This is a genomic window from Myxococcus sp. CA039A (assembly GCF_013336645.1).
In the GTDB taxonomy this organism is placed as follows: Bacteria; Myxococcota; Myxococcia; order Myxococcales; family Myxococcaceae; genus Myxococcus; species Myxococcus llanfairpwllgwyngyllgogerychwyrndrobwllllantysiliogogogochensis.
Genome location: NZ_JABUMQ010000213.1, coordinates 1 through 19375, shown reverse-complemented (window position 1 = coordinate 19375; position 19375 = coordinate 1). Strand labels below are relative to the sequence as shown.

Sequence of the window (19375 nt, the reverse complement as noted above, 5' to 3'; positions counted from 1 at the left end):
GGTCGGGAAGGGAATCCCCTCCGCCCCCCGGACCTGGGTGGGTCGGGCGGTGGACACCGTCACCTCCCCCTCCCGGTCCTCGTCGGTGGGCTTCTCCCGTGAGGCGGGGGCGCTGCTCTGCTGGGGCCGCTTCTTCACCGAGGCGAAGATGGGCTTGCAGGCGTCCACGAAGCGGCGGACCTCGTCCAGGGGGAGCGCCGGGCAGTGGTTCCCGTTGGCCCCCGTCATGGAGGTGGCCATGCAGATGGCGTTGAGGATGGCCTCCTCGGTGGCCTCCATCACCGCCTCGTAGAGCGGATCCAGCCGCTGATCCAGCAGGAGCTTGAGCTTGTAGACCATCTTCTGCGTGCGCCGCGGGATGATGTTCGCGGTGGAGAAGCCGACGACGATCTCCCCCGAGCCGTGCGCCGCGTAGCTGCCCACCCGGCCGATGCCCAGGCCCACCCGCTTGCACAGGCGGTTGATCTGATGGCTCAAGAGCGGCGCGTCCGTGGCCACCACCGCGATGATGGAGCCGTAGGTCTTGCCCCGGGTGGGGGCGCCCTTGAACTTCTCCGCCAGGACCTCCCCCACGGGCAGGCCGCCCACGCGCAGGTTGTGCATCTTCCCGAAGTTGGACATCACCAGCACCCCCAGCGTGTAGCCGCCGAGCACCTCCGGAAGCTTGCGGGAGGACGTGCCGATGCCGCCCTTGAAGTCGCACGTCACCATGCCGGTGCCGCCGCCCACGTTGCCTTCGGCCACAGGGCCGGAGGCGGCGTTGCGGATGGCCTCGAAGACGTGCTCCTCGCGCACGTGCCGGCCGGAGATGTCGTTGAGCCAGGAGTCGTCGCACTCACCGACGACGGGGATGATGACGTCGTGCTCGTCGCCGATGCCCGGGTAGCGCTCCACCAGGTGGCGCGCCACGCCGTCCGACACCGCGCCCACCGCCATGGTGTTGGTGAGAAGAATCGGCGTCTCGATGAGGCCCCACTCCATGAGCTGCGTCATGCCGGAGACCTCGCCCGCGCCGTTGAGCACGAAGCCTCCGCCCGTCATCCGCTCCATGAAGATGTTGCCCATGTTGGGCATGATGGCCGTCACGCCCGTGCGCACCGGACCGTGGCCCGGCCTCAGCGGCCCGTCGCCCTTGATGAGCGTGCAATGGCCCACGAGCACGCCCTCCACGTCGGTGATGGCGTTGTATTTCCCGGGCTTGAAGCGGCCCAGCGGAAGACCCAGCTCGCGAGCGCGAACCCGCGGTCCCTTGTACTCGGGGATGTGCACCATGCCGGGCACACTAGCGGACCATCACCCACCGTCAACCACTCCGAACGCGTAATAACTTCAGGCGCACGAATGAAAACGCGGCCTCGCTCCGCGTGAAAACGGGAGCGGGCCGCGTGCAGGTCCGCGAGGCCCCGAACATCCGGGGCTTCACGCGCTGTCGTCAGGCCTTGGCTTCGATGCGCGGGGGCGCGTCACCGTGCTGCGAAGTCGTACCGTTGCCGTTCCCCCCGTTGCCGTTGCCACCGTTGCCGTTCGGCGTGGTGACGACAGGAGCCGCGACCGGCGCCGGGACGAGCGCGCCGGGCTCGTCCAGCGGGTGGGCCTTGTGGTGGTGGTGCGGCACGGTGGAGGCGTGCTCGGTCGCGGCGCGGCGGGCCTCGCGCTCCTTGTAGCGGCGGATGGCGGGGGCCATGATTTCGCCGATGAGCGCGCGGTAGTCCATGCCCGCGCCCTGCGCGATGAGCACCAGGTCGCTCCAGCCCGGCGTGAGGCCCGGCAACGGGTTGCACTCGATGAAGTAGATGCGCCCCTTGTCGTCCATGCGGAAGTCGATGCGCGCGACGTCGCGGCACCCCAGCGCCATGAACGAGCTTCGCGCCGCCGTGCGCAGCTTCTCCAGCAGCGAGGGCTCCAGCTTGGCGGGCGCGTCGTAGCGGATGCGGTCCGTCCAATCGAGCTTGTGCTGGAAGCTGTAGACGGGGTTCTTCTCGCCCTTGTCCAGGAAGACGATCTCCATGGGCGGCAGCACGCGCGGACGGCGCTCGCCGAGCAGGCCCACGGTGAACTCGCGCCCGCCGATGTACTCCTCGATGAGCGCGGGCTGCTGGTACTTGCCGGCGATTTCGCGCACGACTTCGCGCAGCTCCGCCTCGCTGTGGCAGACGCTCTTGGTGACGACGCCCTTGGAGCTGCCCTCCGCCACCGGCTTCACGATGAGCGGGAAGGACGTGAACTCCTTGTTGAGCCGCTCCTTGCCCGTGGCCATCAACTGGAAGTTGGGCGTGAGGATGCCGGCCTGACGGACGATCTTCTTCGCCAGCGCCTTGTCCAAGGCAATCGAGAGTGTGGCCGGATCGCTGCCCGTGTACGGGATGTCCAGCAGCTCCAGCATCGCGGGCACCTGGCTCTCGCGGTTGCGGCCCTTGAAGCCCTCGGCGATGTTGAAGACGATGTCCAACGGCGTGCTGGAGAGCACCGTGGGCAGCTCCGCGGTGGCCTCCAGGTCGATGACCTCGTGACCCCAGGACGCAATCGCCTCGCGGATGGCCTGCAGCGTGTTGGGCGAGTCGTACTCCGCCTCGCTGTCCTCCACCGCCTCCGCGTTGGCCATGGGCTTCACGCGCTTGACGTTGTAGGTGAAGCCCACGCGCAAGGGCCCCGTCTTGCGAGCGGGCTTGCCCTGCCGCCGCGCGGAGTCCTTGATTTTGTACCGCTTCGCCGCGCTCTGGATGATGGAGTTGATGACGCCATCCAGGTGCAGCCCGTCCAGCTCCGCCGATGCGTAGATGCCCGCGCCCGGCTCCAGGCTGGGCAGCGCGTTGATCTCCAGGAAGTACGGCACGCCCGCGTCGCTGAGCCGGAAGTCGATGCGGCCCAGGTCGCGACAGTCGAGCGCCTGGTAGATCTTCTGCGCCATCTTCCGGATGTCTTCCGCCGTACGGAGCGGAATCTGCGCCGGAGCGCGCACGGTGACGGCGTTGTCCTTCTTCGTCTTCAGCTCGTAGTCGTAGATGGCGTACCGGCGGCCCGCGGTGACGGCCGGGTCCACCACGTACTCCACCGGCGTGAGGACGCCGTCGTAGTCGTTGTCCACCGCCGCCAGGAAGGGCACCGCCAGGTCGCGGCCGGGGATGTACTCCTCCACCAGCACGCCCGCCGGGTACTTCTCCAGCGCGTTGGCCACCTTGGCGCGCACCTCGTCCAGCGTCTCCGCGATGGAGTCCTGGGTGATGCCCTTGGAGGAGCCCTCGAAGTTGGGCTTCACGATGACGGGGAAGCGCAGGTTCTCCGCGGTCAGCTCGCTGAGCTTCTCCACGTACTGCCAGCCCGGAGTGCGAATGCCCTGCTTGGCCAGGACGAGCTTGGTGAGCTGCTTGTCCAGCGTCACCGCCAACGCGTACGCGTCCGAGCCCGTGTACGGGAAGCCCAGTTCGTCGAAGAGCGCGGGATAGAACGCCTCGCGGAAGCGCCCCCGGCGTCCCTCGGCGGTGTTGAAGATGAGGTCGGGGCTGTAGGCCTCCAGCCGCGCCACGGTGCGCGAGGCGGGACCACTCACCTCGAAGCGCTCCAGCCGATGCCCCAGCCGCTCGATGGCCGCCGCCAACGCGTTGACCGTCTCCTGGGTATCGAACTCCGCTTCCTCTTCCGAATCAGACAGCCGCAGGTTGTGGGTCAGCGCGATGCGCACGGGAGCCCCCTTCTCTTCTTGAGCGAGCGACCGCGGCGCATCTTCGCCGCGGACATGAGTCTGCCCGGTGCACGCTGGTGCGCCACGGGGTCGCGGGCTGCAACGGTTGCGCCCGCCACAACCTTCCCATCCACCACCTGCGTCTGCGCCCAGGTGTCACCGAGCCGCCAGCCGAGCGGATCTCTCACCACGCGCCACGCCTCGATGCCGCCAATGACGACGAGCCCCGCCACCGCCGCCACCGCGCCCAGCGGCGCCGGCATCATCCCCAGGAGGACGATGAGCGACAGCGGTGCGTTGCGAAGCGTGCTGTCCCGGTGGCGCGCCGCCGAGCGCGTGGGCAGATGCATCACCTTCACGCCGAAGATGCGCTTGCCCACGCTCTGGCCCTGAATCATCCCGTCCGCGAGCAGGAGGAACAGCAGCGCCACCACGGCGCCCGCCGCGCCACACACCACGTACAGGCCCCAGGCCACGCCCACGTCCACCACGCGCGCGCCCAGCCGCAGCCACAGCGACGCCTTGGGATACGGCGAGCCCGGCGCGGCGTCCTCCACCACCAGCCGCAGCGCACGCCCACCTCCCCGGCTGGAGGCCATGAAGATCCGCTCGCGTTGCGCGCTCACTCCTCGGGCTCCAAGGTGAGACCCTCCTCGTGCGGCTCCGGCTCGTCCAACCCCGCCAGCCGCGCGAGCCGCTCATGCGCGCTCAACGGATGGAAGGGAGCGTGGGAACCCGAGGCGGGCGCCCAGGCATTCCCCGCCGCCGTCGGTCCCGACTCGGACAGCCGCAAGAGCTTCGAGCGCGCGGCGTCCACGTCCGGCTCCGCCGCCACACCCTCACGCGTGAAGAAGAGGAACGCCATGGCCGGCCGCTTGGAGGACTCGCGCATCGCGAACTGCACGCCGTCCAGGTTCCAGCCCTTCGCCGTCCACTCATTCAGGGTGCGCTCCAGCGCTCCCTCGTCCACCGTGGACAGCTCCACCACTTTGTACTGCAACGAAACAGAAGTACGAACCACGGGGGAACGCCCGGTACCGGGGCGCCGAGCCGAGCCGCGCCTGCGTTGGGGCGGGGGCTTCTCCGACTTGCGTCTGGGACGCTTCTTCTTGGTGGGCATCGTGCGCGAGCTATTTGGACGCAACACCCGCGGCGGATCAAGCGGCAACCCGCGCGCGGGGGTGGCGGCTGTTGCCTACAGGAGCTTCGCGGCTTCCAGCGCGTGGTAGGTGATGATGAGGTCCGCGCCGGCACGCTTGATGCCGGTGAGCGTCTCCAGCATGACACGCTCGTAGTCGATCCAACCGTTCTGCCCGGCGGCCTTGAGCATGGCGTACTCGCCGGAGACGTTGTAGGCGGCCAGCGGCAAGTCGAAGCGCTCGCGCACGGCGCGGATGACGTCCAGGTAGGCCAGCGCGGGCTTCACCATCAGCATGTCGGCGCCCTCCTCCACGTCCAGCGCCACTTCGCGCAGGGCCTCGCGCACGTTGCCCGGGTCCATCTGGTAGCCCCGGCGGTCGCCGGACTTGGGAGCGCTCTGGGCGGCCTCGCGGAAGGGGCCGTAGTAGCCGGAGGCGTACTTGGCCGCGTAGGAGAGGATGGGGATGTCGGTCAGGCGCACCTCGTCCAGCGCGCGGCGGATGGCGCCCACCCTGCCGTCCATCATGTCCGAGGGCGCGATGATGTCCGCGCCCGCCTGGGCACAGGTGACGGCCATCTGCGCGAGCAGGGGCAGCGTGGCGTCGTTGACGACGTGGCCCCCCTCCAGCACGCCGCAGTGGCCGTGGTCGGTGAACTCGCACAGGCACACATCGGCGATGACCTGGAGGTCGGGCTCGGCGGCTTTGATTTCGCGGATGGCGCGCTGGACGATTCCGTCGCGCGCGTACGCCTGGGAGCCGAGGGCATCCTTGTGGTCGGGGATGCCAAAGAGGATGACGGAGGGCACGCCCAGCGACTTCGCCTGGCGGGCCTCGGCGACGGCGTGCTCCACGGACAGGTTGAAGATGCCCGGCATGGAGGTGATGGGACGGCGCACGTCCCGGCCTTCCACGACGAAGAGGGGGTAGATGAAGTCCCCCGGGTCCAGGCGCGTCTCGCGGACCATCTCACGCAGGACGGGCGAACGGCGCAGGCGGCGGGGGCGATGGACGGGATGGGCCATGGTGGACGCCGATATAAACCGACGACGCCCGACCTTCATCGTTTCCGTGTGGCCGCCCGGCCGCTCACCCTGCGACGGGCCGCCAACTGTACTGATGGCGCAGCCGCTCCCGGGCGTGGCGCTGGGCCCGCACCTCCGCGATGTCCGCCTCGTGCAGCGCCCTCGCGTAGCGCACCCGCGCCGCCTCGGTGCCCGCCGACAGGCCGCGCTCGGCGGCCACCAGCTCCCGACGGGCTTCGTCCCGTTGCTGCTCCACGCGTTCTTCGTACGTCATCATTCCTCCTGCCTGGGGTGTGCCGTGGGGGATTGCACGGGACGGACCACCCGCAACCCCACCGCAAGCTGGCGAAACGACGAGGTGTCGCGGCGCGGCAGGGACGGCAGGCGTGCGAAACCCATTTCCCAGGGCCGCGAAAACGCCGTCGCGGAAGACAGCGGCGTGCGCCCGCCCGGCCGCCCTTTCCGACCGTCCGCTCGGAAGCAATCGCCGCCCGCCCCGCTCGTCTACATTCGTGACCGTGACAGACAGCACACCCGCCATCGAAGTGACGAACCTGAGCAAGACGTATCGCCGCGCGTTCCGGAAGACAGGGACCGTTGCCCTCAAGGGCATGGACTTGTCGGTTCCCCAAGGAAGTGCCTTCGGGTTGATTGGCCCCAACGGCGCCGGCAAGACGACCTTCATCAAGAGCATCCTCGGCATCGTCCAGCCGACGGAGGGCACCGTGCGCGTACTGGGGGGCTCCCCCGAGGACGCCCGCATCCGAGCGCGCATCGGCTACCTGCCCGAGCGCCTGCACCTGCCCCACGCATGGACGCCCACGGCGTTCCTCGCCACGGTGGGCCGGCTCAAGGGGCTGGCACCGGATCCGGCGGGGAACCTGCGCCTGCTGGAGCGGGTGGGCCTGTCGGATGCCGTGGGCCGGAAGATTGGTGGGTACTCCAAGGGCATGCGTCAGCGGCTGGGTCTGGCGGCGGCGCTCATCGGGAAGCCGGACTTGCTGGTGCTGGACGAGCCCACGGACGGCATCGACCCCATGGGGCGCATGGAGGTGCGGCGCATCCTCCAGGAAGAGGTCCAGCGGGGCACGACGCTCTTCCTGAACTCGCACCTGCTGGCGGAGACGGAGCGCGTCTGTGATCGGGTGGCCATCCTCGCGGACGGGCGCGTGCTGCGTGAGGGGCGACTGGACGAGCTGGTGAGGGGCGAGTCGCGGTGGTTGGCGCGCTTCGCGCCCGGGGTGAGCGTGGAGGCGCTGACGCAGGCGGGCTTCGTGCAGGGCCGGGCCGACGGCGTGTACCACGTGGACGCGGGGGACCCCGCGGTGCTCAATGTCGCGCTGGACCGGGCGCGCGCTGCGGGGGCGCTGCTGGTGGAGCTGCGGCGAGACGGCATGGATTTGGAGTCGGTGTTGCTGGGCACCGTGGGCGCCGGGGCGGCGCGGGTGGAGGTGGCGGCATGAGACCGGTGCTGGGAATCGCCGGGTACGTGTTGCGCGAGGCGGCGTCGCGCAAGTTCATCCTCGCGTTCATGGTGGGAATCACCCTGGTGCTGGCGGTGGTGGCCGTGAGCCTGCGCCTGGAGGTCATCGACGGGGCCCTGGCGGCCTCGCGCCTGTTCGGCAAGGAGCTTCGCGGGAACATCCAGTCCATCGACGTGGCGCTGCGCCCGGTGTACCAGGCGGCGGCGTTCATCGTGTTCTATGGCGGCATCCTGTTCGGCATCGTCGCGTGCTCGGACTTCGCGCCGGGGTTGATGTCGCCGGGGCGCATCGAGCACCTGCTCGCGCTGCCCATCCAGCGCTGGCACCTGCTGGCGGGGACCTTCCTCGGGGTGATGACGCTCGCGCTGGGCGGAACGCTGTATGGCACCACGGGGCTGGTGCTCATCTTCGGTGTGAAGGCGGGGTACTGGACGGTGGGGCCGCTGGTGGCGGGGCTGATGGCGTGCGTGGGCTTCGCGGCGGTCTACGCGGTGATGTTGACCACCGCGACGCTGGTGCGCAGCGCGGCGCTGTGCGCGGCCGCGGGCTTCGCCTTCATGGTGGGAGGCATCATCGCCGGACACCGGCAGGACATCTCGACCTTCTTCGAGGAGGGCTTGAGCCGGAGCGCCTTCCTGGCGGTGACGCTGGTGCTGCCCCGACTGTCCGCGCTGGCGGAAGCGGCGGGAGACATCGCGTCTTCCACGCCCCTGGAAGTGCGCTCACTGGGGACACTGCTCCTGGGCGTGTTCGTGTTCGGGCTGGGGGCGCTCGCGGTGGGCTTCTGGCGGTTTGAAGGAAAGGATTACTGACATGGAGAAGCGCCAGAAGCGGCGGGTGTGGTTGGTGATGGCGGCGCTGCTGTTCGTCGTGGCCGCGCTGCTGATGTTCCTGGGCCAGGGCGAAGAGAAAGGGGCCGCGGCCCTCGAGGTGGACTTTCCCCGACGGATGCGCGCGCCGGACCGCGAGCGCGCGGAGCGCCGGAGGACCCAGGTGCTTCCGACGCTGGCACCGACGGACTCGGGGACGGCGGCCGAGCCCTCGCGTCCCAGGGACCCGCTCCTCGCGGCGCTGCCGCGTGGACCGGGCAAGACGGCGGTCATCATCGAGGCGAACGCGCTGAGGCACTCGCCCATCGGCGGGCTGCTGCTGGACTGCCTGATGCGGGACGGCGGCAAGCAGTTGGAGGAGTTCCGCCAGAAGAGCGGCGTGGACCCGCTCCAGGACCTGGACCGGCTGGTCGTCACGGATGAGGGGATGATGCTGTCGGGCAACTTCGAGAACGCGCGGTTCAAGGAACTGCTGGGCGAGCGCGTGTCCGCCGACTACGGCCAGGGCGCGAGGGTGTACGAGGCGGGCGAGTCCAGCGTCACCAACCCGGACGGCACCACCGTGAAGCGGCGGGACACGTCCGCCATCGCGACGTGGAACAACCAACTGCTCGTGGTGGGCAAGTCGCCGGACGAGGTGAAGGCGGCCATCGACCGCGTGGAGGGGCGCGGGCCGGACGAGCCCCCCGCCATCTCCGAGAGCAGCACGTATGGCGAGATGTACGGCGTGCTCTCCGTGGAGATGATCGCCCGGCTGTTTCCTCCGGAGCAGGCCGCGCTGGCCCAGCGGCTGCGCGACGTGGCGCAAAACGTGGAGTTGCACCTGGACGCCAGCTCGGACGTGGCGCTGGTGGCGGAGGTGAAGGGCCCGAGCGCCGACGACGTGACGGACCTGGGCAAGTCCCTGGGCGCCGCGCTCTCGCTCGCGCGCATCAAGGCCCAGGCGGGTGAGGACAAGGACCTGGCCCAACTGCTCGACTTCGCCAAGGTGAAGCCCGACGGAGACTCCTTCACGCTGGAGATGGCCGTCCCCCTGGCCGTCATCCAGGAGCGCCTGGCCTTCTGTCGCGAGGAGCGTCGGGCCGCCGAAGGGGGCCGCGCCCCCGAAACGGGAACCCAGGCGGGGGTCGAGCAGGCCCCGGCGCCCGCGAGGTAGTCAGGCCGCTCACGTCGGGCCTCCTCCCCTCCTCGGAGCCACCGAGCGGACGCCCCCCGAGCGGACGAGGGGTCGGGCATTGTGGCCAAGCCGCTGTGATCTCTGCGACACTTCGTCGCGCCCGGCCTGCCTCACTTCTCGAGGCAGCCCAGTCCGACGAGAGAACCGCTTGATGATTTCGCGTGTGTCGAGGGTGGCCCCGCTGCTGTTTGGCTCGGGCCTGTGCGCCCTTGTCTACCAGACGGTCTGGCTGCGGGAGTTTCGCCTCATCTTCGGCGCCAGCACGGCGGCGTCGGCGGCCGTCCTGGCCATCTTCATGGCGGGCCTGGGCCTGGGGGGAGTCCTCCTCGGCGCTCGCGCGGACCGGCAGCCGCGTCCCCTGAACTTCTACGCCAACCTGGAGTTGCTCATCGCCGGCACCGCGGCCCTGAGCCCCTTCCTCGTCGAGCTGGCGCGCGCGGTGTACATCGGCGTCGGCGGCACCACCCTCCTCGGCATCGCGGGGGGCACGGTGGTCCGGCTGGTGCTCTCCGCGCTCGTGCTGGCCGTGCCCACGGTGCTGATGGGCGGAACGCTTCCGGCCGCGGCTCGCGCGGTCCAGTCGGATGAGGACCCGGCCCGCCGCCACCTCGCCGTCCTCTACGGCGTGAACACGCTCGGCGCCGTCACCGGCGCGGCGCTCTCCACCTTCTTCCTGCTGGAGGTCTACGGCAACCGCACCACCCTGTGGATCGCCTGCCTCCTCAATGCCGCCGTCGCCATCACCGCGCGCAGCGTGAGCCGGTCGATGGAGCCCGCCGAGGGCACCGCGCCCCCGAAGTCGGAGGCCCCGTCGACCGAGGTCGTCGCCCCCGTGGCCGCGAGCCCTGCCGCACCGCTCACGGTTCCCCTCTCCGCCACGCGCTACGCGCCCCAGTTCGCGCTCGTGTCCGCGATGCTGGTCGGCTTCGCGTTCCTGCTGATGGAGCTGGTGTGGTACCGGATGCTCGGCCCGATTCTCGGCGGGACGACCTTCACCTTCGGCCTCATCCTCGCGATGGCGCTCCTGGGCATCGGCCTGGGTGGCGCGACCTACTCCATCGTCTTCCGTCACCGCCCCGCCACGCTGTCCGGGTTCGCCCTCACCTGCGCGGCGGAGGCGCTGTTCATCGCCCTGCCCTTCGCGATGGGAGATCGCCTGGCAGTCGTCGCCGCGCTGCTGCGCCCGCTGGGAGGCATCGGCTTCGGTGGGATGATGATGGGCTGGGCGCTGGTGGGCGCGGTGGTCATCCTTCCCGCCGCGTTCGTCTCCGGCATCCAGTTCCCGTTGCTCCTCGCGCTCGTGGGCAAGGGAAGTCACGACGTGGGCAAGCAGGTGGGTCAGGTCTACGCGTGGAACACGGTGGGCTCCATCGTGGGCTCGCTCGCGGGTGGCTTCGGCGTGATTCCCCTCCTGACGGCGCCGGTGACGTGGCAGCTCGTCGCGGGCATCCTCGCCGTGCTGGGGCTCGCCTCGGCCACGCTCTCGCTGCGTGTCGAGCGACTGCGAGCGGGCCTGTGGATACCCATCTCCGTAGCCGCGCTCGCGCTCGTGCTGCTGACGGCCCACGGCCCCACCGCGGCGTGGCGGCATGGCAGCGTCGGCGCGGGTCGCTCCGGGCTCAAGGACCCGACCATCAACCACATCGATGCCTGGGTGCGCGAAAAGGCCCGCGGCATGGTCTGGGAGAAGGACGGCGTCGAGAGCAGCGTCGCGCTCAACTCCGCGAATGGCCTCTCCTTCATCGTCAACGGCAAGGTGGACGGCAACGCCATTGGAGACGCCCCCACGCAGGTGATGAGCGGGTTGCTCGGCGCCCTGCTTCACGCGGACGCGAAGAACTCGCTCGTCATTGGCCTGGGCACCGGCAGCACGGCGGGCTGGTTGGGCGCCATTCCCAACATGGAGCGGGTGGACGTGGTGGAGATCGAGCCCGCCATCCTCGAGGTCGCCCGGCGGTGCCATGCGGTCAACTCGAACGTGATGGACAACCCGAAGGTCCACACGGTCATCGCCGATGCACGAGAGGTGCTGCTAACCACCCGGCAGCGCTACGACATCATCTTCTCGGAGCCCTCCAATCCCTATCGCGCGGGCATCTCCAGCCTCTTCACGCGTGATTTCTATCAAGCCGTGAAGGAGCGCATGGCGGAGGGCGGCATCTTCGTCCAGTGGCTCCAGGCGTACGAAGTGGACGCCCTCACGGTGCAGAGCGCCTATGCGACGCTGGCCTCGGAGTTCGAGGCCGTGGAGACCTGGCAGGTTCACTCCGGTGACCTGCTGCTCGTGGCGACCCGCAAGCCGATGGTGCACGACATCGCGCGGCTGCGCGCCCGCATCGCCGAGGAGCCCTATCGCACCGCGCTACGCGCCACCTGGCGCACGGACGAGGTCGAAGGCGTGCTCGCGCGCTACGTGGCCACTCCGGCCTTCACCACGCGCGTGGCGGAGGCAAGCCAGGCCCTCATCAACACGGATGACGTGTCCTTCATGGAGTTCGCCTTCGCGCGCAGCCTCGGACGCGATGCGGGCTTCTCGATGCTCTTCTTCTGGAAGACGACACACAACCTGGGGACCGGCCGCCCACAGGTTGTCGGCGAAGTGAACTGGGAGCGCGTGGGGCTGCACCGCGCCTGGACCAGCACCCCGCTCTCCCGCGCCGAGTCCAGCAGTGCCTCCGTGAAGGCGCGCGCGCCCTTCATCGACGCGTACACCCGGAACCAGCTCCCCATCGCTCGCGCGCGTTGGCAGCAGGCGCGCTGGGAGCCCATCGGCCCTCGCGAGCAGTTGGCCCTCGCCAGGGTCCTCGCCGCCGCGGGTGACGAAGAGGCATTGAAGTACACCGCCCCCCTTAGAGCCAGGTTGCCGGTGGAGGCGGACATGCTGGAGGGAATGGTGCACCTGCGCCAGAAACGGTTGGAAGAGGCCACCACCCTGTTCGAGCGCGGCTTCATCGCCATGCGAGACGACCCGTGGCCGGCGCCGGAAATCGTGGCCGACATCATCCCCCAGCTCGTCGGCATCGCTCGCGCCGACAAGGCCCTGGGCAAGCGGCTCTTCGACGTCCTCGCCAAGCCCTTCGCGGCGGAGGCCCTGACGGTGGCGCGAGAGGAGACCCGTGTGGAATTGGCGCAGGTCCTGGACTGGCTGGGGTTGTGCATCGAGGTGCTCGCGCCCATCGAACCGCTGACCATCTGGGACAGCAGGCAACTTGATGATCGACGCCGCTGCTACGCGCACCACGGGCATCCCCTGGCGGCGGTGGCCGCGGCCGACCTGGCGCGACTGCTCGCCCAGGCTCCCTCGGTGTTCATGCTCGAGGCCGTCCAGCTTCCGGAGGCCCAGACGCCCACGGAGTCGGCACCTCCCACTCCGCCCCAGGCGGGCGAGTCCGCGCCGTAAGGCAGGTGGCCTGAAACACCAGGCGCCCAGCCGCGCGTCCAGGGATGCCTCACCCGGCCTTCCCTGGCGCGCCGCATGCGCCGGCGCTTCGGCGATTCACACCACCATCAACAGCACTTCGGGCGTGAAGGCGTTCGCGCCGCCTGGCGTCAGCTCCCTCACGCGAAGCTAGGTGTCGGTGTCGAGGAACAGCAGACCCGCGGGAGGGAGCGGGTCCACCCGCAGGGTCCGCGACGGCAGCGTGGCCTGCGCCTCCATCACCGCGCGCACCTCCCAGATGGGCGGCGGATTGAGCGCGAAGCCCGCCTGGAACGTCCCCGACTCCACCCCCTTCACCAGGGACTCCAATCCCTGCACCGGGAAGACGTGGGGATGTCCCGCCGCCTCGGGGTCCTGGATGCCCAGCACCGTCCGCAGCACCAGCGCGTTGAGCAGCGCCAGGTCCAGGCTGCGCAGCGTCGGGTTGCGAGGCGCGCCCTTCAAATGGGCCAGGTCCAGCCCCTGTCGGAAGCGGAGGATGCGCCCCCGCCCCCCGGGCAGCACCAGCAACACCGCGTGGTGGCCGGAGATCAGCGTCGCGAGCCGCTCGCGCGCGGCCACCAGGCCCCGAGGCGTGTCGAGCGGCTCATCCAGCTCGTACACGCGCGCGTACGCCGTCACCAGCGTGAGGAAGGTCTCTTCCTTGAAGGTCGCCACGCCCTTGAGCGCGCGGTGGATGGGCAGCAGCTCCAGTCCCGGGTCCGACAGGGGGACCACCGCGGCCAGCGTCGGCCCGTTCTCGGCCAGCGCGGTGAGCGGGCGCATGGGCGCCTCGTCCAACACGGCCTGGATGCGCTTGGACACGGGGGAAGGCTCGATTCGGCGCAGCACGAGGGTGCGGCCGTCAAACTCGCCTTCCCACACGAGGACGGAGCGCTCGCTTGCCTCGGCGAGCAGTCCTCGGAACACGCCATGGTCATCCGCGGTGAGCGTGACGGCCGGCTCGGCCTCCCAGGAGCGGGGGCGATACGGGTCGAACTCCAGTGGCGTCCCGGCATCCTGGCGCAACGCGCACAGGAGATAGCGCACCGGAGGGCCTCCCAGCTTGCCCGCCTGGCTGTGGACCTCCACCAGGTACAGGGCGGGCCGGGCGTCGCGCAACAGGACGCCGGACTCGCGCTGTCGGCGCAGCTCCGCGGAAGGGTTGGCGGCCTCCAGGAGGGGCCGGACGTGGGAGGGCTGGGGCACCGCGTTGCTGCGCGGCACGTAGCCGCTGGGCTCGAGGGTCCGAGCCAGCGGGGTCAGCAGGGCCGTGAAGGGATGGACGCGCGCCATGTCGACGGAAGGTGGTGTCTGCCACCTCGCGTTGCCACGGCGCCCGCTCGCTCGCCTGGGGGCCCGTCTACCACCAGACGTTGCGGTACGGCCGGTCCTTCGCCGACGACTTCAGCGACGAGCGGTCCACGCTCTCCTCCCACAGCAGGCTCACCGTGGTGATGGCGCCCGCCGAGCCGAGGAAGGACAGCACGTACGGCGTGGACTGGTCGAACCCGCCCAGCACCAGGCCGGAGATGAGCAGCACCGCCGCGCCCACGCCCGCGCCGAAGAGGTCCGCTCGGAGAATCTGCGACGGCGTCGGGTCATACCGCATGGTGGCCAGCGCCAGCGCGCCCGCGCCGATACCGGGCGCCAAGAGCAGCGTGTCCCGCCACGTCTTCGAGGAGATGTCCGTCCCCGAGAAGTGGATGACGGCCAGCAGCAGCGCCGCATAGGCCGCGCCCCAGCCCGCGCCGGAGGCCATCAGCAGGCCGTCGTTGAGCGGAAGCTGTCCGCCCCCGAGCCCCGCGGTGAGCCACGCGCCCAGCTCCGCGCCGAGGAACGCCGACCAGGTCAGCACACCCGGGTCCTGGGTGAAGAGGTCCATGAAGCCGGCCATGAACATGCCGCCCACCACGGAGTTGCCCATGCCGAAGGTCGACATCGGCCGGTCCACCCAATTGTTGAATTGCCACCACGCGGAGGCACCGAAACCCAGACCCGCGCCAATCAGCGTGCCGGCCAGCATCGCCTCGCGCGAGCTCTGGTCGAAGCTGAAGTCATTGGCGAACGCCTGCGTGAAGAAGCCACCCAGCGCGCCCAGCGTGGTGTGGTGGGCGATGAACTTGAAGCTGCCCGGCCCGGACAGGAAGGGCCCCAGGCGCTGGCGGCCGTCCAGCACGGCGCCACTGTCCACGTAGTCGGCCTGAACGGGCGTCGACGCCGGGGACAGGGTGGGACGCAGGCCATCCTGCGTCACCGGCGACAGGGGCGAGGTGCGCGACGAGTCCGGCTCCTGGGCCAGCGGCGCATCCCGCGTGGGGACATTGCCTTCGTCCGGTGGGGAGGCCTGCTCCTGCTGCGCGGAGATGGGCTGCCCATACCCGGGCTGGCCGGCCGCGGAGTCCCCGGGCTGTTGCTCCGTGGATGGAGGGGACGACGGCTCCGAGGGCGCGGCTTGCTGTGAGGGGTACGAGGGCTGCGCCTGGGACGGCTCCGTGTACGGATACGAGGAGCCCGTCTGTGCGCGCGCGGCCTCGGGCGAAGCGAGCACGAGCGCGAGGACGGCGGGAAGGCAGATCCAGTTTCTCAGAAGTGACACGCAAGCAACTCCTTGGGTCCGTCCGCCACAAGACCACAACCCACGTCCCCGTGGTGTTTTTTGCATCCACCTGGGCCCACTCGCCACGACGGAAGCGCCCCAGGTGGGTGGAACCGTCATGAGCACGGCATTCCTCCGTGCGTGCTTCAATTCTTTCGCGACGCGGATGGCGGTCGGGCATCCCTGCGCATCATGCCCATCGGGTTTTCGTGGTCCGAGCTCGACGTCGACTCCGCGCGCATCCTCGTCGTCAAGGACGTGCCCCTGCCCGACGCCAGTCGAGACTTCGTCTTGTACTGGTGCATGGTGAACCATCGCGCCGAGGAGAACCACGCGCTCGACACGGCCATCGCCCTGGGCAACCACCTGCACCTGCCCGTCGTCGTGTATCACGCGCTGCGTCCGGACTATCCCCACGCCTCGGACCGGCTCCATGCCTGGGCACTGGAGGGCATGGCGGACCTGACGTCGGCCTTCGCGTCGCGCGGGCTGCCGTACTGGGTGGAGCTGCCACGCCATGCACGCGAGCATCACCCGCGCCTGGCGGAATTGGGCAAGCGCGCCGCCGCCGTGGTGACGGACTTCTTCCCCACGTACATCATCCCCGGGCACCTGCGCGGCGCGGCCAAGGCGCTCCACGTGCCGCTGTTCGCGGTGGATGCCTCCTGCGTGGTGCCCATGCAGCGCATCCCCACGCTCCAGGCCGGCGCGTACACCCTGCGGCCGAAGCTGCAGAAGCTGTGGCCGGAGTACCTGGGCCGCACGCTGCGCTCGCGCCACCTCGAGGCCGCGGCCGCGGGGCGCAAGCTGTCACCGGACTTCGACGTGGCGGACGCGCGCGAGGCCCGTCAGTCCCTGGCGAGCTTCCACATCGACCACGCCGTGACACCGCTCACGGAGCGCGGAGGGCGCAAGGCGGGCCTCAAGGCGCTCGACGCCTTTCTGCACGAGAACCTGGAGGGCTACGACGCCGGACGCAATGACCCGGGCCTCTCGCGCCAGTCCGGCCTGTCCCCCTTCTTCCACTGGGGCAACCTCTTCCCGGGCGAGGCGGCCCGCGCCGCCATCCGCGCGCGCGGCACCGACGACCCGAACGTGCGCGGCTTCCTGGAGGAGCTGCTGGTGCGGCGCGAGCTGGGCTTCAACTTCTGCTTCCACACGCCTGAGGCGAAGCAGCTCTCCGTGGAGTCCTTGCCAGGCTGGGCGCGAGAGACGCTGTCCACACACCAGAAGGACGCGCGGGAGCACCTGTACTCGCTGGAGCAGTTGGAGCACGCGAGCACGGCGGATGGCCTGTGGAACGCGGCGCAGCGCGAGCTGGTGGAGCGGGGCCGCATCCACAACTACCTGCGCATGCTGTGGGGCAAGAAAATCCTGGAGTGGAGCCGCACACCGGACGAGGGCCTTCAGCGCATCGCCCACCTGAACGACAAATACGCGGTGGACGGCAGAGACCCCGCGAGCGTGGCCAACTTCATGTGGGTCCTGGGGCTGCATGACAGGCCCTTCCAGGAGCGCAAGGTGCTGGGGAAGGTGCGGCCCATGAGTTCGCCACGCACCGCGGAAAAGTATGACCTGGCGCCCTATATGGCGCGCTGGGGACGGCCCGGGGACCCGCCGGTGAAGTTCAAGCGCGCCCGGCGCGTGGCGGACCGGTGAGCAAGGCTGTTGACATCCGCGCGTCCAAAAGTGACACGGCGGTTCCCTTCCCGTCTCACCGCCACTAAACGCAAAGGTGGGACAACGACGCCAGGAGCCGCGCCATGGGCATGATGAAGTTCGATATTCCCCACTCCCTTCCGAAGGACGAAGTGAAGAAGCGCGTGGAGCAGCTCCTTCAGTACTGGGGTGGCAAGTACGGGGTGAAGGCGGACTGGCAGGGCGAGGGCGCCAAGATTGTCGGCAAGGTGATGGGCATCCAGTTGGACGCGTCCTTCAAGATCACCGACAAGGCCGTCGAGGGCGAGGGCACGGACCCCGGCATGCTGCTGCGCGGTCAGGCCAAGTCCTACCTCCAGAAGAAGTTCGGGTCCGTGCTGGACCCGAGCAAGTCGCTGGAGCAGGTGAAGAGCACCCTGGACTAAGGGCGCCGGGCTTCAGTGCGGAGGCTGTTCCTCCAGCGCGGCGAGGGCGTAGCGCGCCGCGCGGGAGATGGCCTCCGCCGAGTCGGGCATCTCCGGGTAGTGCCCCGCCAGCGTGCGCTGCGGGAAGCGCAGCTGGGCAATCGCGTTGCGATAGCTGCGACGCGCCGCCTCCGACTCGTGGCTGCGCTCCTGCACCTGGGCCAGCAGGTAGTGGCCGATGGCCAGCGTGGGCTCCAGGAACAGCGCCTTGGCCAGCTCCGAGCGCGCCTCCTTCAGCTCCCCGGCCTGCAGCGCCGCCACCCCGCCAAACACGCGGGCCTCCACGCACAGCGGCTCGCGCAGGATGGCCTGGGCAAAGGCCTCGCGCGCCTCGGGAATGCGCCCCGTGAGCGAGAAGAGGTTGCCCAGCGTCAACAGCGCGTCCAGGTCGCTGGGCTCATCCACCAGCAACCGCTGAACGCCGGAGATGGCGGCCGGGAAATCCCCCAGCGTCATCTTCCGCACGGCCATGGCCAGCCGCTCCGCGGGAGGCAGCAGCTTGGGCCACGCGGAGGGCACCGGCAGCTCACCGGTGACGGTGCGCGCGGGCGCGGACACCGCGGGCAGCTCCACGGTGGGGCGCGTGCGAGCGGCGTCCGAGGTCCCCACCGCGGGCAGCTCCACGGTGATGCGCGGACGGCCCAGGTCATTGACCCGCGACGTCGTCGACGACGACGGGGTCGACGCGGAGGAAATCCCCGGCACGGGCGAGGCGGCGGGCAGCGGCCCCACGGCGGGAAAGGACCCTGAGAGTGCGCCGGCCCCCCGGACCGAAGAGGCCTCCGCCGCGTTGCGAGGACGGGCGCCGAAGGCCCCTTCCACGGGCGGCCGCGCGTACACGGCCGGGGAGAACGGCTCCGGCTCCGGGGCGCGCTGGGACTGCTCCGCGGTGCCGGGATACGGATGGATGCGCAGGGGCGGCGGGCGGTAGCCCTTGTCGCTCGGCGGGCGCCGGTACACGAAGGCGCCGTCCACTTCGATCATCTCGAAGCGGTCATAGACCTTGAAGAGGCTCTCCGAGTACCCGAGGAAGAGCAGCCCACCGGGCCGCAGCGCGCTGAGGAACCGGTCCATCAGCCCACGGATGGTGGGCAGGTCGAAGTAGATGATGACGTTGCGGCAGAGGATGAGGTCCAGCGAGTTGAGCGCGACCTTGTCGAAGACGGGCACGGCCAGGTTCTGCCCGTCGAAGCGGATGTACTCGCGCAGCGCGGGCAGCGCCTCGTGGCCATCCTCGACGGGACGGAAGAAGCGGCCCAGGCGCTCCGGCTGGATGCTGATGCTCCGTCGCAGGGAGAAGCGCCCCTGCCGCGCGGCCTCCACCGCGGCCAGGTTCAAGTCCGTGGCCCACAGGTCCACCTCGGCGGACAGCGCCCCCAGCTCCGCCAGCACCATGGCCACGCTGTAGGGCTCCTCGCCCGTCGCGCAGCCCGCGGACCAGACGGACACCTTGCGCATCTCCCGCCGCGCGCGCGCCAGCAGGTCCGGCAGCACGCTCTTCTCCAGCGCGCGGAACTGCTTGCCGTCGCGGAAGAACTCCGTGTGCCCCACCGTCACCAGCGGCAAGAGTGAGCGCAGCTCCTCCTCGCCCCCGGCTCCCGTCAGCCGCTGGAGGTAGCGCTCCGGCTCCTCCACGCCCAGCGCGGGCATGCGGGTGGACAGCGCCAACCTCAAGCTGTGGAACCCATCCGGGGTAATCTTCAGCCCCGCGCGCTCCAAGAGGAGCGCCGCGAGCTGCTGAAGCACTTTGTTGCTCACGTTCAGCACGCATCCACCCACTGCACCAACGTGGGGCCAATTCGCTCCAGCGGCAGCACTTCCTGCGCCGCCCCGAGCAGCACCGCCTCGCGAGGCATGCCCCATACCGCGGACGTCCCTTCATCCTGAGCGATGGTCCGCCC

Annotated in this window: 16 protein-coding genes; 6 read left to right on the top strand and 10 right to left on the bottom strand. The window is 70.0% G+C overall.

The features are described 5' to 3' along the window. From HR086_RS30300 to HR086_RS30275, 6 genes are all read right to left on the bottom strand, one after another. Positions 1 to 1272: P1 family peptidase (locus tag HR086_RS30300; protein ID WP_174467363.1), on the bottom strand; the 1272-nt coding region annotated here is incomplete at its 3' end. A gap of 160 nt (positions 1273 to 1432) precedes the next feature. Then, the gene (locus HR086_RS30295) at positions 1433 to 3679 is read right to left on the bottom strand and encodes an ATP-grasp domain-containing protein (RefSeq protein ID WP_141647264.1); all 2247 of its coding nucleotides are present in this window, start codon (positions 3677 to 3679) and stop codon (positions 1433 to 1435) included. Next, a complete protein-coding gene (locus HR086_RS30290; protein ID WP_141647270.1) occupies positions 3664 to 4278 on the bottom strand; it encodes an RDD family protein in 615 nt (204 codons plus the stop codon). Before HR086_RS30290 ends, HR086_RS30295 begins: the two co-directional genes overlap by 16 nt. A gap of 23 nt (positions 4279 to 4301) precedes the next feature. Further along, positions 4302 to 4700 carry a hypothetical protein gene (locus tag HR086_RS30285; RefSeq protein WP_246137646.1) on the bottom strand — a complete coding sequence of 133 codons (399 nt, stop codon included), beginning with the start codon at positions 4698 to 4700 and terminating at the stop codon, positions 4302 to 4304. A gap of 174 nt (positions 4701 to 4874) precedes the next feature. Then, positions 4875 to 5843, bottom strand: coding sequence for a porphobilinogen synthase (gene hemB, locus HR086_RS30280; RefSeq protein ID WP_254623826.1), 969 nt, complete (start codon positions 5841 to 5843; stop codon positions 4875 to 4877). Between the two features lie 64 nt (positions 5844 to 5907). Continuing rightward, complete coding sequence (locus HR086_RS30275) at positions 5908 to 6120, bottom strand: hypothetical protein (protein WP_254626528.1); 213 nt, start codon at positions 6118 to 6120, stop codon at positions 5908 to 5910. A 235-nt stretch (positions 6121 to 6355) separates the two neighbouring features. On the opposite strand from HR086_RS30275, the gene HR086_RS30270 reads away from it, so the two are divergent. The 4 genes from HR086_RS30270 to HR086_RS30255 all read left to right on the top strand — a co-directional run bounded on the left by HR086_RS30270 (position 6356) and on the right by HR086_RS30255 (position 12734). Next, positions 6356 to 7306, top strand: a complete 951-nt coding sequence (locus HR086_RS30270; RefSeq protein ID WP_373564375.1) for an ABC transporter ATP-binding protein — start codon at positions 6356 to 6358, stop codon at positions 7304 to 7306. After that, a complete protein-coding gene (locus tag HR086_RS30265; protein ID WP_174456654.1) occupies positions 7303 to 8139 on the top strand; it encodes a hypothetical protein in 837 nt (278 codons plus the stop codon). Before HR086_RS30270 ends, HR086_RS30265 begins: the two co-directional genes overlap by 4 nt. Before the next feature lies 1 nt (position 8140). Then, the gene (locus HR086_RS30260; RefSeq protein ID WP_254623825.1) at positions 8141 to 9313 is read left to right on the top strand and encodes a hypothetical protein; all 1173 of its coding nucleotides are present in this window, start codon (positions 8141 to 8143) and stop codon (positions 9311 to 9313) included. A gap of 172 nt (positions 9314 to 9485) precedes the next feature. Continuing rightward, the gene (locus tag HR086_RS30255) at positions 9486 to 12734 is read left to right on the top strand and encodes a fused MFS/spermidine synthase (protein ID WP_174467362.1); all 3249 of its coding nucleotides are present in this window, start codon (positions 9486 to 9488) and stop codon (positions 12732 to 12734) included. Between the two features lie 168 nt (positions 12735 to 12902). On the opposite strand, the gene HR086_RS30250 is transcribed toward HR086_RS30255, so the two are convergent. After that, positions 12903 to 14048: a DUF1015 family protein gene (locus HR086_RS30250; RefSeq protein WP_174456656.1), complete on the bottom strand. Its 1146-nt coding sequence runs from the start codon at positions 14046 to 14048 to the stop codon at positions 12903 to 12905. Between the two features lie 67 nt (positions 14049 to 14115). Continuing rightward, positions 14116 to 15351, bottom strand: coding sequence for a hypothetical protein (locus HR086_RS30245; protein ID WP_373564374.1), 1236 nt, complete (start codon positions 15349 to 15351; stop codon positions 14116 to 14118). Between the two features lie 192 nt (positions 15352 to 15543). Here HR086_RS30245 and HR086_RS30240 point away from each other — a divergent pair, with 192 nt between their 5' ends. Beyond that, positions 15544 to 17010: a deoxyribodipyrimidine photo-lyase gene (locus HR086_RS30240; RefSeq protein ID WP_174467364.1), complete on the top strand. Its 1467-nt coding sequence runs from the start codon at positions 15544 to 15546 to the stop codon at positions 17008 to 17010. Between the two features lie 104 nt (positions 17011 to 17114). After that, entirely contained in the window at positions 17115 to 17435 is a 321-nt protein-coding gene (locus HR086_RS30235; RefSeq protein WP_141647258.1) for a polyhydroxyalkanoic acid system family protein, read from the top strand. Between the two features lie 12 nt (positions 17436 to 17447). Here HR086_RS30235 and HR086_RS30230 read toward each other — a convergent pair whose 3' ends face one another. Both HR086_RS30230 and HR086_RS30225 read right to left on the bottom strand, forming a co-directional pair. Further along, complete coding sequence (locus tag HR086_RS30230) at positions 17448 to 19241, bottom strand: CheR family methyltransferase (protein ID WP_174456657.1); 1794 nt, start codon at positions 19239 to 19241, stop codon at positions 17448 to 17450. Further along, positions 19235 to 19375 (bottom strand): chemotaxis protein CheB (locus HR086_RS30225; protein ID WP_305794101.1); only part of this gene is annotated, 141 nt, incomplete at its 5' end. The genes HR086_RS30225 and HR086_RS30230, both read right to left, overlap by 7 nt.

Excerpts from the sequence above, each read along its gene's own strand:
- HR086_RS30240 (WP_174467364.1), top strand. The coding sequence starts at position 15,544 with ATGCCCATCGGGTTTTCGTGGTCCGAGCTCGACGTCGACTCCGCGCGC.
- HR086_RS30260 (WP_254623825.1), top strand. The coding sequence starts at position 8,141 with ATGGAGAAGCGCCAGAAGCGGCGGGTGTGGTTGGTGATGGCGGCGCTG.
- HR086_RS30265 (WP_174456654.1), top strand. The coding sequence starts at position 7,303 with ATGAGACCGGTGCTGGGAATCGCCGGGTACGTGTTGCGCGAGGCGGCG.
- HR086_RS30255 (WP_174467362.1), top strand. The coding sequence starts at position 9,486 with ATGATTTCGCGTGTGTCGAGGGTGGCCCCGCTGCTGTTTGGCTCGGGC.
- HR086_RS30290 (WP_141647270.1), bottom strand. The coding sequence starts at position 4,278 with ATGGCCTCCAGCCGGGGAGGTGGGCGTGCGCTGCGGCTGGTGGTGGAG.
- HR086_RS30250 (WP_174456656.1), bottom strand. The coding sequence starts at position 14,048 with ATGGCGCGCGTCCATCCCTTCACGGCCCTGCTGACCCCGCTGGCTCGG.
- HR086_RS30275 (WP_254626528.1), bottom strand. The coding sequence starts at position 6,120 with ATGATGACGTACGAAGAACGCGTGGAGCAGCAACGGGACGAAGCCCGT.
- HR086_RS30235 (WP_141647258.1), top strand. The coding sequence starts at position 17,115 with ATGGGCATGATGAAGTTCGATATTCCCCACTCCCTTCCGAAGGACGAA.
- hemB (WP_254623826.1), bottom strand. The coding sequence starts at position 5,843 with ATGGCCCATCCCGTCCATCGCCCCCGCCGCCTGCGCCGTTCGCCCGTC.